This is a genomic window from bacterium, assembly GCA_035419245.1.
In the GTDB taxonomy this organism is placed as follows: Bacteria; Zhuqueibacterota; Zhuqueibacteria; order Residuimicrobiales; family Residuimicrobiaceae; genus JAKPUX01.
Genome location: DAOLSP010000014.1, coordinates 58,928 through 77,025 on the forward strand (window position 1 = coordinate 58,928; position 18,098 = coordinate 77,025).

Annotated in this window: 14 protein-coding genes; 4 read left to right on the forward strand and 10 right to left on the reverse strand. The window is 58.8% G+C overall.

Annotated elements, in window-relative coordinates:
* Positions 1–65: 65 nt before the first annotated feature.
* Entirely contained in the window at positions 66–458 is a 393-nt protein-coding gene (locus PLH32_14125) for a MaoC family dehydratase (GenBank protein ID HQJ65746.1), read from the reverse strand.
* Between the two features lie 192 nt (positions 459–650).
* Here PLH32_14125 and PLH32_14130 point away from each other — a divergent pair, with 192 nt between their 5' ends.
* The 3 genes from PLH32_14130 (at position 651) to PLH32_14140 (ending at position 4,668) form a co-directional block, all read left to right on the forward strand.
* A complete protein-coding gene (locus PLH32_14130; GenBank protein ID HQJ65747.1) occupies positions 651–1,268 on the forward strand; it encodes a nitroreductase family protein in 618 nt (205 codons plus the stop codon).
* A 77-nt stretch (positions 1,269–1,345) separates the two neighbouring features.
* The gene (locus PLH32_14135; protein ID HQJ65748.1) at positions 1,346–2,266 is read left to right on the forward strand and encodes a glycyl-radical enzyme activating protein; all 921 of its coding nucleotides are present in this window, start codon (positions 1,346–1,348) and stop codon (positions 2,264–2,266) included.
* A 44-nt stretch (positions 2,267–2,310) separates the two neighbouring features.
* Positions 2,311–4,668: a glycyl radical protein gene (locus PLH32_14140; protein HQJ65749.1), complete on the forward strand. Its 2,358-nt coding sequence runs from the start codon at positions 2,311–2,313 to the stop codon at positions 4,666–4,668.
* 61 nt (positions 4,669–4,729) lie between these two features.
* Here PLH32_14140 and PLH32_14145 read toward each other — a convergent pair whose 3' ends face one another.
* The 9 genes from PLH32_14145 to PLH32_14185 form a co-directional block, all read right to left on the reverse strand.
* A complete protein-coding gene (locus tag PLH32_14145) occupies positions 4,730–6,043 on the reverse strand; it encodes a UDP-glucose/GDP-mannose dehydrogenase family protein (GenBank protein ID HQJ65750.1) in 1,314 nt (437 codons plus the stop codon).
* A 101-nt stretch (positions 6,044–6,144) separates the two neighbouring features.
* Positions 6,145–7,767 (reverse strand): TolC family protein, encoded by a 1,623-nt coding sequence (locus tag PLH32_14150; GenBank protein HQJ65751.1) that lies wholly within the window; start codon positions 7,765–7,767, stop codon positions 6,145–6,147.
* Between the two features lie 32 nt (positions 7,768–7,799).
* Positions 7,800–9,029, reverse strand: coding sequence for an ABC transporter permease (locus PLH32_14155; protein HQJ65752.1), 1,230 nt, complete (start codon positions 9,027–9,029; stop codon positions 7,800–7,802).
* Between the two features lie 15 nt (positions 9,030–9,044).
* Positions 9,045–10,409, reverse strand: coding sequence for an efflux RND transporter periplasmic adaptor subunit (locus PLH32_14160; GenBank protein HQJ65753.1), 1,365 nt, complete (start codon positions 10,407–10,409; stop codon positions 9,045–9,047).
* A 39-nt stretch (positions 10,410–10,448) separates the two neighbouring features.
* On the reverse strand, positions 10,449–11,717 hold the full coding sequence (locus tag PLH32_14165; GenBank protein HQJ65754.1) for an Nramp family divalent metal transporter: 1,269 nt from the start codon (positions 11,715–11,717) through the stop codon (positions 10,449–10,451).
* Positions 11,714–13,429 (reverse strand): efflux RND transporter periplasmic adaptor subunit, encoded by a 1,716-nt coding sequence (locus PLH32_14170; protein ID HQJ65755.1) that lies wholly within the window; start codon positions 13,427–13,429, stop codon positions 11,714–11,716. Before PLH32_14170 ends, PLH32_14165 begins: the two co-directional genes overlap by 4 nt.
* A gap of 177 nt (positions 13,430–13,606) precedes the next feature.
* Positions 13,607–14,830, reverse strand: a complete 1,224-nt coding sequence (locus PLH32_14175) for a DUF1343 domain-containing protein (GenBank protein HQJ65756.1) — start codon at positions 14,828–14,830, stop codon at positions 13,607–13,609.
* Between the two features lie 7 nt (positions 14,831–14,837).
* The gene (locus PLH32_14180; GenBank protein HQJ65757.1) at positions 14,838–16,709 is read right to left on the reverse strand and encodes an MFS transporter; all 1,872 of its coding nucleotides are present in this window, start codon (positions 16,707–16,709) and stop codon (positions 14,838–14,840) included.
* Positions 16,710–16,780: 71 nt separating this feature from the next.
* Positions 16,781–17,350, reverse strand: a complete 570-nt coding sequence (locus tag PLH32_14185) for a bifunctional nuclease family protein (GenBank protein HQJ65758.1) — start codon at positions 17,348–17,350, stop codon at positions 16,781–16,783.
* A 251-nt stretch (positions 17,351–17,601) separates the two neighbouring features.
* Here PLH32_14185 and PLH32_14190 point away from each other — a divergent pair, with 251 nt between their 5' ends.
* A complete protein-coding gene (locus tag PLH32_14190; GenBank protein ID HQJ65759.1) occupies positions 17,602–18,063 on the forward strand; it encodes a hypothetical protein in 462 nt (153 codons plus the stop codon).
* The last annotated feature ends 35 nt before the right edge of the window (positions 18,064–18,098 follow it).

An 18,098-nucleotide genomic window follows, 5' to 3' on the forward strand; every position in this document is an offset into this window, starting at 1 on the left:
AGCGACCGGGCCGCTGCGAATCGGGTTGGGAGACCCGATTCCGGTGTATGCGGCTGCAGGGCCGACTAAATCGACTCGAAGGCCCTGATTTTGGTCATTCCCTGATAGTGGAGGGTATTGCCGATATAGACGCGGGAGCGCAGGGTTACGATCTGGTTGCGCAGGTTGGATAGCACATAGAGTTCGATGGTGATGGTGCTGCCGGGGTAGACCGGTTTGAAGAACTCGATATTGTGCACCCGCAGGATCGTTGAATCGCCGAAGGCCCGTACAATCGACTTGACGATGAGGGCCGAGATCAGGGCGCCCTGTACAGGCGTCTCTTCAAAACCCACTTTGCGCGCATAGTCGTCATCATAATGGAGCAGCGTCCAGTCGGTAAAAGCCGCTCCGAAATCGTGCATGATCTCGCGGCCAACCGTATAATCATGGCGGACACTATCGCCCTCCTGGAGCATTCCCATCCTCACACAAAAGGAGACCTGGCCCTTGGGGAAATCCCTGTCGGCAAACCTGTATTAATATAGGAGCGCTCCGGGCAAGATACAAGCGAAAAATAGGGCCGGCGCGCTCTTTTTAACAGCGCGCTTCGGGCGGGAATTATTCTCCCGGTGCCGGCATTATATAGGTGACCCAACCTTGGAGGAACCATGGAACTCGTACAAGCCATTGAGGTGCGGCGGACGGTACGCAAATTCGCGAACACACCGGTCTCCGCCGATCTTTTACGGGAGCTGGCGCGGCGCGCCGGACTCGCCCCCCGTGTCAACAACGCCCATTTCTGGAAGTTCATCGCCGTCACCCAAACCCGTCTGATTCAGGATCTGGCCGCGGCGGTGCATCAGCGCATTGCAGCCCTGTTTGCGGATACGACACGGGCTGCAGTGCTCAAGACCGTGGACCATTTCTCGACCGTCTTTGAGGGCGCGCCTGCAGTTCTATTTTTAGCCATGCAGCCGTATAAAGCGATCGCCGATGACCTCGAAATCAAGGGAGTGGATCATGAGGCGCTCAATGCGATGCGACGTCATCCTGATCTCCAGAGCGCCGGTGCTGCGGTGCAGAATATCCTTCTCTCCGCCGCCGAGCTTGGACTTGGCGCCTGCTGGCTTTCCGGCATGATGGTGGCCCGCCCGGAATTGGAGAAGCTGCTACATGTGCAGGCGCCCTGGGAACTCGTCACCGCCGTGGCGGTGGGCAAGCCGGAGACGGTCCCCGCTGCCAGGCCGCATCCGTCTCTGGAGGAGATCTTTACTCTTATCGCCTAGAACGGTCCGGCAGAAATCCCTTGTCCGATTCATCGGATCCTTTTATATTACAAGTCAAAATGAAGAAGAAAGGGAGCATGACGGATCTCTTGCAGACCAGCGGGCTGGTTTTTAATATAATGCGGTTCGCTGTGCATGACGGGCCGGGTATTCGCACCACGGTCTTTTTGAAAGGCTGTCCCCTGGCGTGCGCCTGGTGCCATAATCCCGAATCGATCAGCATGGAGCCGGAATTAATGCTCAATCCGGATCGCTGCATCGGTTGCGGTGCCTGCATCGAGGCTTGTCGCCAGGGGGCCATCGTGTACACCCGGCAAGGCCCGATCACGCATCGAGAGCTGTGCCAGGCTTGCGGAGCATGCGTGGAGGTCTGCCCTGCGGGAGGCCGCGCGCGGGTGGGCGAGGTCATGAGCACCGGTGCGGTGATGGAAGCAGTGCTGGCGGACCGCGTCTTTTACGACCAGTCCGGCGGCGGTGTCACCTTCTCAGGTGGCGAGCCAACCTATCAATCGGGATTTTTACAGGCCTTGCTCATGGCGAGCAGGATGGAGGAATTGCACACGGTGGTTGACACCTGCGGGTTTGCGCCCTGGCGGTTCTTCGATGCCATCGCGCCGCTGACCGATCTTTTTCTCTTCGATGTAAAGATGATCGATCCAGAAAAACACCGGCACTGGACCGGCGTCTCCAATCGCCTCATCCTCAAGAACCTTGAGCGCCTCGACGCCGATGGCCGGCCCCTCAGCCTGCGGCTGCCCATCCTGCCTGGCATCAACGACGATGCCGTTGATATGGAAAAACTGATGCGCTGGCTGGCGAGGCTGCGCCATGTCCGCCAGCTTCATCTCCTCCCCTATCATCCGATCGGGAATGGAAAATACTACCGTCTGGGACGAAATGAGCCACTGCAAGGGTTGCAGCCGCCCAGCCAGGAGCGCCTCACCGAGTTGGCCGCGCAGCTGGCGCAGATCATCGAAACCGTAACCATCGGCGGCTGAGAGGAGATCTCCGCGCCGCCCCGCATCTTTCCGGAGGCCCCACCATGAACGACCGCGTTCGCCGTTTACGCGAAGCCAGTATGCAGGCCACACCGAGCCTCTCCACCGAACGGGCCGAAATCGTCACCCGCGTCTATAGCGAGGCCGGACTGCTCTCCGCTCCGATGCTCCGCGCCCGCATCTTCGAGGCCATCATGGCGGAAAAAACCATCTGCATCAATCCCGGAGAGCTCATCGTCGGCGAACGCGGACCCGCGCCCAAGGCCACCTCCACCTTTCCCGAAATCTGCTGCCACTCGCTGGAGGACCTCGAGATACTGAACAGCCGCGAGAAGGTCTTTTTCAAGGTCGATGCGGCGACCCGAGAGCGGTACCGCGACACCTTCATCCCCTTCTGGCGCGGAAAAACCCTGCGCGAAAAAATTCTCGCCAACATGAGTGAGGAATGGAAAGAGGCCTATGCGGCGGGCGTTTTCACCGAGTTCATGGAACAGCGCGGCCCCGGCCACACCGTGCTCGACGACAAGATCTATCATCGCGGGATGAACGATTTCATCGCGATAATCGACGCTCGGCTGGCAGGGCTGGATTATATACAGGATCCAACGGCCTACGACCAGGCCGAGGAACTCCGCGCCATGCGCCTATGTGCCCAATCGATCATCACCCTCGCCCAGCGTCACGCTGACCGGGCGGAGGCGCTGGCCGGGGAGGAGATCGACCCACAGCGCCGCGCGGAGCTCCAGCAGATCGCCGCGATATGCCGCAGGGTCCCTGCCGAAAAGCCGCGCACCTTTCACGAGGCCCTGCAGTATTACTGGTTCGTTCATCTCGGCGTCATCACAGAAATCAATCCCTGGGACGCTTTCAACCCGGGACGCCTCGATCAGCACCTCTACCCCTTTTACCAGAGGGAGATGGCCGCTGGTAGCCTGACCCGCGAAGCGGCGCGCGAACTGCTGCAATGCTTCTGGGTGAAATTTAACAACCAGCCGGCGCCCCCCAAGGTCGGGGTTACCGCGGCGGAGAGTTCGACCTATACCGATTTTGCTAATATCAACAGCGGCGGCCTCCGGGCTGATGGCAGCGACGGCGTCAACGAGCTCTCCTATCTCATCCTCGAGGTGATCGATGAGATGCGCCTGGTGCAGCCCAGCTCCAACATCCAGCTGAGCCGCAAGAATCCCGATGCTTTCCTCAAGCACGCCCTGCGGATCGTGCGTAAGGGCTGGGGCCAGCCCTCGCTCTTCAATGCCGATACCGTGGTGGAGGAGCTGCTGCGCCAGGGAAAATCGGTCGAGGACGCCCGTCAGGGGGGTACTTCGGGCTGTGTCGAGACCGGCGCTTTCGGCAAAGAGGCTTACATTCTCACCGGTTATTTCAATATTCCCAAAATCCTCGAACTCACCTTGCATGACGGCTTCGATCCGCGTACGCAGCGCCAGCTCGGGCCGCACAGCGGCGATCCCGCAAGCTGGAACAGTTTTGAGGATCTGATGGCCGCTTTTGAGCAGCAGATGGCCCATTTCATCGGGATCAAGCTGACCGGGAATGCCATCATCGAGCGCCTTTATGCCCTTCACATGCCGGTGCCGTTTCTCTCGATCCTGATCGATGACTGCATAGCCCGCGGCAAGGATTACAACGCCGGCGGCGCCCGTTATAACACCAGTTACATCCAGGGAGTCGGCATCGGCACCATCAGCGACAGTCTGGCGGCGCTCAAATACCACGTATTCGACCACCCTACATTCACCATGCCGCAATTGATCGCCATGCTGGATCGGAATTTCGCGGGCGACGAGGCGGCGCGGCTGCGGCTGCTCAACCAGACGCCCAAATATGGGAACGACGAGGATTATGCCGACAGCATCATGATGCGGATTTTTGAACTCTATTATGGTCTTATTAACGGGCGGCCCAACACCCGCGGCGGTTCCTACCGCATCAACATGCTGCCAACCACCTGTCACGTCTATTTCGGTTCGGTCATCGGCGCTACGCCGGACGGCCGCCTGGCAGGAATGCCGCTGAGCGAGGGGATTTCGCCCGTGCAGGGTGCAGACCGCAAGGGCCCGACTGCGGTGCTGAAATCCGCAGCCAAGATGGACCATGTGCGCACCGGCGGCACCCTGCTCAACCAGAAATTCACCCCCTCCCTGCTCGCTGATGAGGCGGGGATCGACCGTCTCAGCCATCTGGTCCGCAGCTATTTCACCCTGGGCGGCCATCATATCCAGTTCAATGTGATCGATGCCGCGACCCTGCGGCATGCCCAAGCACATCCCGAAGAGCATCGTGATCTGATCGTCCGCGTCGCCGGTTACAGCGACTACTTTCTCGACTTGAGCAAAGCGCTCCAGGACGAGATCATTGCCCGTACCGAGCATCAAGGATTTTGACACCGGGCGCTAAAAAAAAGCCTCGTGCACGATGCACAAGGCTTTTTTGTTTGCTGCCGGTTTATCCGAGTTGCGGGCGGCCGATCGCGTAATAGGTAAAGCCGAGGTCGCGGATTTTAACCGGATTGTAGATATTGCGGCCGTCAAAGATAACCGGCGTTCTGAGCGCCTTGCGGATGCGATCGAAATCAGGCTCGCGGTAATCAAGCCACTCCGTCACAATGATGAGGCCGTCCGCTCCTTGCAGCGCCTCATAATTATTCTCGAAGAGTTGGACCATCCCGTCCAAGCCGAGGCGTTTGGCCTCCTCAAGGGCAGCAGGATCATGCGCCTGAAGCTTGACCCCCCGTGCATGCAGGGCCTTGATCAGGGGAATGGCCGGGGACTCGCGCATGTCATCGGTGCGGGGTTTGAAGCTCAAACCCCAGAGGGCGAGGGTGAGCCCCTCGAGCTTGCCCTGGAAATGCGCCTCGATCCGCGGCAGCAGAATGGTTTTCTGGGCCTCATTGGCTGCCTCGACCGCTTCCAGCACCTTCAGCTGATAGCCATACTGCCTGGCGGTATGGATGATCGCCTTGACGTCCTTGGGGAAGCAGGAACCGCCATAGCCCATGCCTGGAAAAATGAAGGAGTGACCGATGCGCTTGTCCGAACCGATACCGCGGCGCACCATCTCCACATCCGCGCCGACACGGTCGCAAAGATTGGCGATCTCGTTGATGAAGGAGATCTTGGTCGCCAGCAAGGAATTGGCGGCGTACTTGGTCACCTCGGCGCTGTGCTCATCCATGACCAGAATCGGATTGCCGGTGCGCACAAAGGGGCCGTAAAGCTCCTTCATGATCTCCCCCACCTTGGGATTGCGCGTGCCAATGATCACCCGGTCGGGATACATGAAATCATCGATGGCCGCGCCCTCCTTGAGGAATTCGGGATTGGAAACGACGTCGAAGGGCAGTTCCGTCTCTGCAGCGATCACCTGACGCACCTTGTCCGCCGTCCCGACCGGCACGGTGCTCTTGTTGACGACGATTTTGTAGCCATTCATGTGCTTTCCGATCGCCCTGGCCACCTCAAGAACATGGGTGAGATCGGCTGAACCATCCTCTTCAGGGGGTGTGCCCACCGCAATAAAAAGAATATCGGAGTGTTGAACGGCATCCTGCATCACCGTGGTGAAGGTCAGTCGCTGCAGCTTGTAATTGCGTTCAACCAGCCCCTCCAATCCGGGCTCGTAGATCGGAATCACGCCCTGCCGCAGGCTGGCGATTTTTTTCTCGTCCACATCCATGCAGATCACCTGGTTGCCCGCCTCTGCGAAGCAGGCTCCCGCTACCAAACCTACATACCCCGAACCAATGACGGTCAGTTTCATAACAGTCCCATTCGCTTGATGAAAACCGCTGTTGAACTATTGGCTTCCTATACTTCTACGTGCAGAAGCGGCCGGATGCAGAGAATGAAAAGCAGCCCTGCTTATTTTCCAGCCTTCGCCGGAGCATCGAGCAGACTCCGGTTATTGACGAAATCCCACATGGTCTTGCGCTGCAGATCGGCAACCGCCAACTTGAAATCGACATAAGCCGAAAGGTAGGAGGTCTTGGCGGTGGTCAAGCGGTTGCGGTCGAGAGCCAGTTCCTGGCTGGTGATATCGCCGTTGTTGAAGCGTTCGAGGGTGATGTCGAAGGCGCGCTGGGCAACCTCCTGATTCTTGCGCAGCACGGCGATGCGGTTTTCCGCCTCGCGCAAGCGCAGGACCACTTCCCGGACTTCCCGTTCGATCGTCTTCTTCTCTTCCTCTAGCGAGAGCACACTGGTATTATAGACCGTACGAGCAGCCTGCACCTCGGCACGATTGACGCCCCAATCCCAGAGGGGTACGGTCAGGGTGAAAGTGACGCCGCGATTGTGCGGCCGACGGTTCATGTCATCAAGGCTCGAGTTCCACAACTCGTTCCAGGGCGAATGATAGGCCAGGTTGGAGTCGCTGACTCCGGTGATATCATAAAAGGCGTTGATATCGCCGCGCATTTCGCTGCGGGCATCCGCCTCCTTGATACTGATCAGGGCCAGTTCGATATCGATCTGCCCCTCCCGCAGTTCAGTGCGGTACTTCATGGCCAACTCGATGGCGCGCGCTAGGTCGACCTCAACCGTTTCGATGGCGAGATCGGTGCGCACCCCCACCAGGTCGGAAAGCTTCAAGCCGATCAGCTGTTTGAAACTGTCCTCATTGCGCTGCAATTCGCCCTCCGCCGAAAGCAGGGCGTTGCGGCTCTCGGCAAGGTCGACCTCCATCTGCAGCGCCTCCACCTCGGGGATCAGCCCGGCGGCGTACTTTTTCGCCGCCAGATCATAGAGTTCCTGCTGCTGCCGGACGTTGTCGCGGTTGATCTCATGCTGCCGGGTGGCCTGGTAATAATCGAAAAATGCGCGTGTGACGCGGTAGACAATATCCAGCTCGCTGCGGCGGTAACGATGGAGGGTGCGTTCATAACTCAGATTGGCATTCTTGAGCCCCAATTTCAGCTGATTGATGGCAAAGAGCGGCTGCTTGAAACGGAGGCTAACCGAGTTGTAGATTTCGCTGCGGGAGACATCCGCCGCGCTCTCCTGAAGATAGGTAGAGACATCACGGTGATAACTCTGGCCGCGCAGGGTGATGGCGCCGTCAGTGGGCAGAGGCTGGTTGATATCCAGGGTTCCCATGTATCGCGTATAGCCGGTGGTATTGAAGATCGGCAGGGCGTTGGGTATGGTGATCTCCGAGACGGTTTCGTTCCAGTTGGGCGTCTCCAGGCTCAGGTCGGCGTTGGTCTTGAAGCGTCCTTTGGCAGCGATGAGATTCTGCTCCGCCTGCGCCAGGCTCAGGCGCAGGGATTTCATCTCGTAGCTCTTCTCCAGCGCGATGCCTATCGCCTGGTCGAGCGTGATAATGGTTTTCGGAGCCCCATCCAGACTGTCGCCTGCCGCCCGGATGCCGGCGGTGTCCGGCGCAACCGGCTGCGGCATGGGGCTATCCTGTGCCCATACCTGGCCGGCAACGGCCAGGAAGAGGACAACGCCGAGGACGGTAATGGAAGCAATTCGCGGTTTCATACTCTCCTCAGTAAAAGCGGTGCAACGGGATGCTATTCATAACGCAGCGAGACGATGGGATCGAGTCTGGCGGCCTGACGGGCCGGATAAATGCCGAAGACCATGCCGACTGCAGCGGAAACGCTGAATGCCAGGATGATCGCGCCGATACTGACGATGGTGCGCCATCCGGCGTAGAGGGCAATCACCTTGGTAAGGATGAAGCCGAGAACCACTCCGAGGAGTCCGCCCGCAAAGCTGAGTACCATCGCTTCGACCAGGAACTGGCCGAGGATGTCGATCTGGCGGGCCCCGACGGCGCGACGCACGCCGATCTCGCGGGTGCGCTCCATAACCGAGGCGAGCATGATGTTCATGATGCCGATGCCGCCGACCAGCAGTGAGATCCCGGCAATGGCCCCCATTACGATGTTGAAAATCCGCTGGGTCTGCTGTTTCTGGCGCAGCAGCGCCTCAGGTATGGTGATGGTGAAATCGTTGACCTGATTGTGGCGGCGATTCAGGGAGGTCTTGACGATCGCCGCCGCCTCCTGGATGCTGTCGGAGTCTTTGACCTGGAGGATGATCCGGTCGATTTCACTGGCGAAGATGCTACGCGGAAACCGTTTAACCGCAGCGGTCACCGGGATATAGACATTGTTGTTCAGATTATCCGAGATCCCCGAACCGGCACCAGCACTGGGCTTCTCGTCCATTACGCCCACCACCGTATACCACTGCCGGCCGATCTTGATCCTTTGGCCGATGGGATCCTGAAACAGGAAGAGCGCCCAGCGCACCTCCGCGCCGAGGACGCAGACGCGGCGCGCCTCGATGACGTCCTCATAATTGAAAAAGGCGCCCTGCACCGGGGAAAAGGCCATGACCCGTTCGTAATCCGGCAGCGTGCCGACCACCGTGGCCTCGACCGACTCCTGGCCGTAATAGAGCTGTGACTTGACCGAACGCTCCGGGATGGCCACATTGAGAAGCGGATTGATCACCTGCAGGGCGGCTGCATCCTCGAGAGTCAGTCCCCGGGAAAGGTTGGTCCTCCCGGTACCATCTTCCTCGTTCTCGATCGGGATATCGTTGATCAGGATATTGTTCATCCCCATCAGTTGGATCTGCTCGAGCGCCTCCTGCTTCGCGCCCTCACCAATCGAGAGCATGGCGATGACCGCGGCGACGCCAAAGATGATGCCCAGGGCGGTGAGGATAGAACGCAGTTTATGGCTGCGGATACCCTCCAGCCCGATTTCAACGCTTTCACGGATATTCATGATGGCATCCCCTGCTCAACGCATGATCATAATGGCATTCCCGCCCCCGGGCGGACGGCGATCCGGCCGTTTTTCCTTGACCGCCGCAGTGCCTTTTTCGCCGGCCTCCTTGACCGGGACGGTTGGATCCCGCAGAGCGACCAGGTCACCCTGCTTCAGTCCCTTCTCGATGACGACAAAGTCGCTGTTTTTGGCGCCGATCTGCACCTCCCGGCGTTTGAAACCGGCCCGTTTGATATAAACGACCGTCGTATCATCCTTGTGGATGACGCTTTCCAGGGGGACAAAGAGTTTGTTCTTGATCCGGTCGGTGATGATCTGGCACTGCGCGGTCATGCCGGGGCGAAGCCGTCCGTCGGCCCCGTCAATGAGAATCTCCACGTCAAAGGTCTTGACATCGGAGCCGCTTTCGCGGGTGGCCAGCGAGGCAACCCGCATCACCTTGCCATAGAAACGCTCTCCCGGCAGGGCATCGACGGAGAGAATCACCTGCTGATCGGGGCGCACCTGGCTGATAAAGACCTCATTGACCTTGGCCTTGACCATCATTTGTGATAGATCCGGGATCTCGACCAGCGTCATGCCGCGCCAGGGCGTGTCGCCGACCTTGATCTTGGCGCGCCCGTTGGCCCCGAAAATCTCCTGGAGGACCACCAAGCCGTCGATCGGCGCGCGCAGGGTGAGATCAGTGACCTCCTGCAGCTTTTGTTCATAGCGCAGGCGAGCCTGGCGCACTTTAAGGTTAGCTTTGGTCAGGTCGGCCTTGTTGATGATCTCCTGCGAATCGATCTTGCGCTGTGCCTGTTCGAGCGAAAGGGCCGCCTTCTTGAGGTTGAGTTCCTGCTCGCGCTGTTTGGAAAGCGCTTCATATTTCATCTGTTCGTAGCGGAGTTTGGCTTGCTCATATGAATACTTTTCCGTTTCGTAGGCGGTGTTGAGCTGGGCCATGGTCGAGCGGTTGGAGGCCTGGAGGCTCGCCAGCTCGGCCAGCGCGGATTCGTACTCATTGCGGCGGTCTTCGAGGTCCTGTGAGGCCTCAGCGGTGTCGAACTGCACGAGAAAATCACCCTTTTGCACCATCGAGCCGTCCTCAGCGAGCGCGACAACGCGCAGGCTGCCGCGCACCTTGGCGGGGACCCCGACCGAGACCGACTTAACCGCGTAAAGCTCGCCGCTTTGATTGATATCAATGATAAAGTCACCGAAACGGGCCGCAGAGGTGGCCACATCCGGCGTCGAGCCCAGCGTCCATTTGTAGATCAGAAGGATGAGCACCAGGCCAGCCAAGATGAGCACCGGCAGCCGCCACTTGCCGAGACGGGACAAGCCGCGCGCATTGATCCAGTCATACCACTTTTTCAATTGTTCACCAGGTTTCATAGTACACCCGAATTTAGTCCAATATACCCGCCATGATGATCATGATAAGGCACTGATCAGCAGCCGCAAATTGAGGTAGGTTACCAGCAGGCCGACGGCCAGGAGCAAGCCATTCAACAGTCGTGAATTGGCATAGGGCCCCATAACCCTCTGTGAAGAGGTCAGATAGATCTGCAGGAAGATCGTGAAAGGCAACTGGATGCTCAACACCATCTGCGAGTAGATCAGGCCCTGGAAGGGGTCGCGGATTAAAAAGAGGATCGTCAGAGCCAGCAGAAAAGAGGTTAAAACCCCGATACGGCTGTGACGGTCTTTCAGGTCGAAGGGTTCGATGAAGAGGCCGGCGAAGATGGTGCCGCCGGCCATACCCGACGTTATGGTCGAGGCCAGGCCCGAAAGCAGCAGTGCGAACGCAAAGATATCAGCCGCACTGTCGCCAAGCAGGGGCCGCAGCATCTCCTTGGCCTGCTGCAATTCCGAGACCGGCGTTGCGGCCTTAAAAAAGACCGCGGCGGCCATCAGGATCATCGCGCTGTTGATGGCCCAGCCGACCAGCATCGAGAAAAGGGTGTCGAGAAACTCGAATTTGAGCTGGCGGCGAATGATGGCAGGATCTTCGCGGTTCCACTGGCGGCTCTGGATGATCTCGGAATGGAGAAAAAGGTTGTGCGGCATCACCACAGCCCCGAGCAGACTCATGACGATGACGATCGAGCCGTGGGGGATGGCCGGCATGACCCAACCGCGGGCCGCTTCTCCCCACTGGATGTCGACGAGCGTGAGTTCATATATAAAGGAAAGGCCGATAATTGAGACAAAGCCGATGATCCATTTCTCCAGCTTGCGATAGGAATTGGTGAAGAGCAGCCAGATTACTGTGAGCAGGGTGATCACCGCGCCGGCGCGGATCGGAATTTTAAAAAGCATCTGTAAAGCAATGGCCCCGCCCAGGATCTCTGCCAGAGAGGTTGAAACCGAGGCGATCATCGCCGAACTCAGCAGCGGTCGGGAAATCCACGCCGGGCAATATTGTGTGGCGGCCTCGGAGAGGCAGAGGCCGGTGGCTATGCCCAGATGGGCGACATTGTGCTGCAGGATGATCAGCATAAAGGTCGAGAGGGTGATCATCCAGAGCAACAGATAGCCGTGGTCGGAGCCGGCGGCCAGGTTGGAGGCCCAGTTGCCGGGATCTATAAAGCCCACCGTGACTAGAAGGCCGGGTCCGATGTATCTCAGGATTTCGAGGCCGCCGAAGGCCGGACGGTGTCCGGTTTTGCTCAGGAGTCTGCGCCAGAACGGACTCTTCATGGTATGTTCCGCCGGAGTTTTTGCGAGGGAAGCGCTCCAGCCGGCCGATGCGGCCGGGTGGTATCCCCGGGAGCATACCCGGGCGGAAGCCCGCGGCCGCGCTGCTGCAGCAGCCGCCGGGATGTGTCGCCGGTGACGAGGCCGGAGGGAACATTCGGGCCGCCGGGGCGCATGGCCGGCCCGGGGGGCAAACCACCGGGTCCGGGCTGCATACCGCGTATCGCCTCCTGCAGTTTTTTCATGGTGGCTGGATCGATTTCCATCGGGCGGCCGTCCGGGGTCATGCCGGGGATGCGGCCGCGCAGCGCCTCGTAATCGCCGGCGGCGCCATTGGGAGCGCGGGCAATCACCCGACGGTTGCGATTGGCATCGTAGTCGAATGCCAGGCCGCGCTTCTCCATCTCGGCCAGATCTGCGGCCAGTTTTTCCGGCTTGCCGGTTGAGGCCGCCAGGTAGGTGGAGAATCCAAGGCGATGGTAGCTCGTGTCCGGCGGTGAGCAGGCAACCAGATCGCCTTCCTTGAGCCGGCTGTTGCGGATGACCATGCGCAGATCGTTACGCGGGCCGGTCTCGACAGGCTGGGGTTTGGGATAATTTGTGCGTGGAAAGACCACCCGTTCCCCCTGGCGTTCAAAAATGGCGCCGGTCGGGGCGGTGAGGGCATCTTTCTCAACCCCGAGTTCGATCTGGACCCGCGCGGTCATTCCGGGCTTGAGCACCGGATCGGACTGGGCCAGCCGCACCAGAACCTCGAAATCCTTGATTTCCGAATCCCAATCCTCCTTCTGGGCCAGCCGGGCGATATGCAGCACGCGGCCGCTGAATGAACGCTCCGGATAGGCGTCGAGCCGGATGGTTGCCTGCTGGCCGATGCTCAGCCGGGCGGCGTCCATTTCGTTGATACGCAACTTGACCTGGATCGAATCGAGATTCGGAATGCTGATCACCGGCTGCCCCGGATTGGGTTTGTCGCCGATCGCGATCTTTTTACGGGAGTCCCCAAAGCCGATTTCGTTGTAAACGACCAGTCCGCCAATGGGGGCCCGCAGGGTCAGACTCTTGATTTTGTCCTCAAGCTCGCGCACATTGGCGCGCGCCTTGGCGATATCGACGCCCAGCGTGCTCAGCGCCGAAGAATCGATGATCTCCTGCGACTCCAGGGAGGTCTTGGTCTCCTCCAGAGAGATCTGCGCTTTTTTCTCCTCCAGTTCCGCATCCATCCGCCGCACTGCGGCCTCATACTGGAGCAGCTCCCGCTGTAAAACCGCCACCTCCTGTGAATAGCCCGCCGCGGCGATGTCGGCCTTGAGCTGGGCGATACGCGCCGACTGTTGGGCGCGCAGACCATCGCGCTGGGCCAGGAGGGCAGCCAGGGCATCCTGCGCCAGTTCCAGGCGATCCTCCAATTCCGAGGTGTCAAACTGGACGAGAAAATCACCCTGCTTCACGATGCTTCCCTCCGGGACCATGGCGATAATTTGCATATCCATCCGCCATTCCATCGGGGGAGCGAGATCCACCGAATGCACCGCCTCGATTTCGCCGGTCTCGACCGCGTCGATGACAAAATCACCTTTGCGCAGATCTCCCCAGACCGGCTCCCCACCAGCACCCTCCTTGCTCCGGCTGCCCAGCAGCCAAAACAGGAGCAACAGGGCAATCAGGCCGGGCCAGAACCATCGTTTTCGGGAAATCTCTTTCAGTTTGAGCATGCGCAGACCTGCAGGATGGATGAAGGGTAAACGGTTGGACCGTGCTGGCAATCAGAACTGGCTCGGCGCACCGGGATCGCTACGCCTCCAGGTACAAAGAAATTTCAAGAACGCCCGGTGCAGAAAACGGCCGCTGTTGAATAGACGCCCAAGCCGGAGAAAAGTTTCGTCGCCATCTCAAGGATAGAGGAGATACTTTTGCCTCAGCGTCATGAATTGCTCAAGACCCTCCCGCCACATAATGAGGATCTCGTCCACTTCTGCACCGGCGCGGATCCGTTGGTGAACCTGGTCCGTTCCGATAGCCTTCATGAACATATCCAGACGTGGGGTGTCGTAAATATTTCGATCGGGATAGAGGCGCTGCAAGGCAGCGAGGATATGCAGCTGCGTCTGCATCGGCCGGAAAATATGGTGATCAAGCAGATGAATCTGCACCCCTTCGAGATCGACACCCTTGAAGATGCCATAAAAGGGGCGGTAATGGACTGGGCGGAAAAAGACGCCGGGAATCTGACGGCGGTTGAGTTCGACGGCAAGGTTCTCGCCCTTGATCCAGGGGGCGCCGATATACTCGAAGGGGCCGGGCATCCCCACGCCCACATCGACCTGCTGCAGTTCGCCGAGGCAGCCGACTGTGGCGCAGTACCACACCGAAAGCATCTCTGGGATATGCGGTGAGGTGGGCACCCACATCAGGCCAGTCTCCTCGAAAGAGCAGTGCCGCTGCCAGCCCGCAAGGCGGATAACCTTGAGATCACAGTCGATGCCGAATTCCCGGTTGAAGAGCTGCGCCAGTTCGCCTACAGTCATGCCGTAAATGAACGGGATAGGGTAAAGCCCGATGCCCGATTTGAACCGCGGGTCGAGCACCCCCCCTTCCACCAGATCGCCTCCCATTGGATCCGGACGATCGAGGACGACGAAGGGGATGTGGTTCTCCCGGGCAGCCTCCATACCGCGGGCCATGGTGTAGATATAGGTATAGGCACGCGAACCGATATCCTGAATATCGTAAAGGAGCAGATCGACGCCGCGCAGCATCTCGGGAGTGGGTTTGTGGTTCCTGCCATAAAGGCTGTACACCATGATCCCAGTTTTTTCGTCGACATAGTTATCGATCGCCTTTCCGGCTTCGGCATCGCCGCGCACCCCATGCTCCGGTCCGAAGAGCGCAACCAGCTGGACGCCCGGAGTCTGGACCAGGGCATCGATGGTCGACTCATGGTTCGAAGTCAAGCCGGTGGCATTGGTGATCAGCCCAAGCCGCTTGCCCTGGATCAGGGCAAGGCTGTCGCTCAGCAGGAGATCCACACCCAGCCTGACCGGAGTGGGCTCGGCCGCGGCGACCCGACCACTGAGCATCAGCAGGGTACAGCAGAGGAACGGAATCGCTTTCATAGAGGCCTCACTTTTTCTTGCCGAACGCCTCTTCCAGGGGGATAAAGTAGGCAGCGATGAATGAGGGGATGGTCGCAAAGACCACCCAGATGAAGAAGTGGCGGTAGCCGATGATATCCTGAAGCCAGCCGCTGAACATCCCCGGCACCATCATGCCCAGGGCCATCAGGCCGGTACAGATCGCATAATGGGCGGTTTTGTGTTCTCCCTCCCCGGCCACATAGATCATGTAGAGCATATAGGCGGTGAATCCAAAGCCGTAGCCGAATTGTTCCAGGGCGACGAAACAGCTGACGATCCACAGGTTATCCGGCTGGGCCTGCGAGAGATAGATGAAGGCGAGATCGGGCAAGTGAATGATCAGGAGCATCGGGAAAAGCCAGAACTTCAAGCCACGCCGCGGCACCACAAAGCCGCCGAGCAGCCCGCCCACGGTGAGGGCAATGATGCCGATGGTGCCGTAGACTAGCCCCACCTCACCGGTGGTCATGCCGAGTCCTCCCAGCTCGCGGCTGTCGAGCATGAAGGGATGGATCAGCTTGACCAACTGCGCCTCTCCGAAACGGTAGAGCAGGAGAAATGCGAGGATGGCGCTGATATGCTTGCGGCGGAAAAAGCTGACAAAGGTATTAAAAAACTGCCTGAAAAAATTGTCCACCTGAACCCCCACATCAGCCGCCGGCCGTGGCAGGACGAAGCGGTGATAGAGGAAAAAGAACAGGAAGAGCACCCCGAGCACCACAAAAGTGATCGACCAGGAAAGGGGAATATTGCCTGCGCGCGCGACATACTGGCTGGTGACGGCGTTTTGCAGCTTGGGATCGAGCTGGATCAGGGCGACAGCGGGCCGGTCCCAATTGCGATCGGTGAAGACCAGACGGCTTCCTTCGATCAGATTAATCGACTTGTCGCCGGACTCTCGGCCAAAGCTGACAATTACTTCCTTGCCCGCCGCGGGCGGTTGGGAAAGGCGGAAATAGAGAGCGCCGACATTGCCCGCCTTCGCTTCAACCAAGGCCGCCGCCTGGCGCGACTGGCCGAAATGGCCGCGCAACCATTCCGCCAGCGGGCCGGAGACGCTCCGCGTCCACCAAGAGGGGCCACCGGCCGGAGAAACGCCCGCTGCGCGCTCTGCAGGATAAAAACCATGCGCCAGATTCCAGACATGGGCCATATGCAGGAGGGAGTCGATCCGGGCCTTGGGCTGCAAGGTGGTGCGGATGGTCAACACCTCAGGCTGGCACAGCAGCCGTAGGCCCCCGCCGGGAGGGAGACCGGGAAGCGACTCCGGATGCATCATTTGCACCTCCGCTACCCCTGGGCCCGCCTGAACCGGCACCGTAACCGCCTCGAGGCCAGAATGACCTTCGATATAGCCAGCCAGAATGACCAGCAGGCCCTGACCGGTGATCATGGCAAAACGGTAAAAGGTGCTGCGAATGCCGACAAACCAGGCCTGCTGCGCCTCGCCGAGTCCAAGCATGTAAAAACCATCCGCCGCGATGTCATGCGTCGCCGAGGCAAAGGCGAGAATCCACAGGACCACCAGGGTGTACAGCAGAAAATGAGGCAGGGGGATAGCCGCGGCAATACCCAGAAACCCAAGACCGATCACCAGTTGCATCGTGACAATCCAGAACCGCTTGGTTTTGAGAATATCGACCACCGGGCTCCAGAGCGGTTTGATTACCCACGGCAGGTAGAGCCAGCTGGTATACAGGGCGATGTCGGTGTTGGAGAGTCCAAGCCGTTTGAACATAATGACCGAAACGGTCATGATGACTACGTAGGGGACTCCCTCGGCGAAATAGAGCGAAGGAATCCAGGACCAGGGATTACGGTGAGCGGCGCTTCCCTCTCGCTTTTGTTTCTCCTTCATGCAGGGCTCGCTTTCGTGGATATAAAAAAGCCTCATTGTTCAATGAGGCTCGCTCAGACTAGCGTGCTGAATTACGTGGTTTTTTCGCGGAGGTGCGATTTGACCTTCTTGATCTCGTCGCGGATTCGTGCGGCCTCTTCGTATCGCTCGTCCTGGACGGCATTGATCAAGTCGATATTGAGCTGTTCCAGCCGATCGCCAGGCGCCTGTTCATCTTCGGCATCTTCGGAGGGCGGCACGCCGTCGATGATCGCCGCCTTGCGCATCACCTCTTCATAGACGAAAATCGGGGCGTTCATGCGCAGTGCGATGGCGATGGCATCGCTCGGTCGGGAATCGATCTCCTTCGAACGGCCGTTCCCGGACATGGTGATGATGGCGAAGTAGGTATTGTCGCGCAGATCGTTGACCACCACCTTCTCAATGGTAATATTCAGCATTTCCAGAAGATTGCGAATCAAATCGTGCGTCAGGGGACGCGGCGGGGCGATGTTCTCAAGCTGGAGCGCAATGGCCTGGGCTTCCGTGGATCCCACCACAATCGGCAGCCAGCGGCTCTGCTTTTCGTCCTTGAGAATCACCACGAATCGACTGGTCGCCGTGTCGAGGGTGACACGTTCTACCTTGGCTCGGACCAGCATTGCCACCACCTCCTTTATCCTGACTATCAGGGCTTTTATGCATTTAATGTTAACTATTTTTCTTTTCAGTGTCAAGACATATTTTAGCGGGCGGTTCGTCGTCCCCTCCCCTCTCGCGCTCAGCCAGCCGCGCTCTCCGGCCCCTCCCCCCTCGCACCCACCCTGCTGTTCTCGCCGGAAAATAAGCGCTTGCTTTGCATGGTAAATTTTAGTACCTTTTCAAATTAGGAAAGGATACCCAGGGAGAAGCGATGCTCATTTTTGAAAAAGCAGTTATCAAGAAATACTGGCCGGCGGATGACAAGGGAGCCGACGATCTCATCGTGCGGCAGGTGCAGATGCAGGTAGAGGCCGAGATCGAGGACAGCGATCAGATCCGCGAGCTTTACAAGAACATGGTTCGCGGCCTGGTCCATCTGGCCATCATGGACAATCTCACTGGGGAAGAGTATGAAATCCCCGCTGTGACCATTCGTCCCTTCACCATCAAACAGAAAAAGATCACGCTGGGCAAGGGGGAAGCGGCAGAGACCGTTAAACAGGAATTTGCCCTCCTCACCCTGGTTTGCAAGACCAAAGACGACGACGGCGCCGCAATGCTCGCCGAGTTGTACCGTTTTTTTAATATCGAAGTACAGTTGAATTTTTCGGAGTTCCGCTTTGCCGGTGGTGCCGCTCTGGATGATGAACAGGAAGAGACGGCCGCAGAATAATCATTTCCTCGCCAGTCGGAATCTGGGAACCGTAG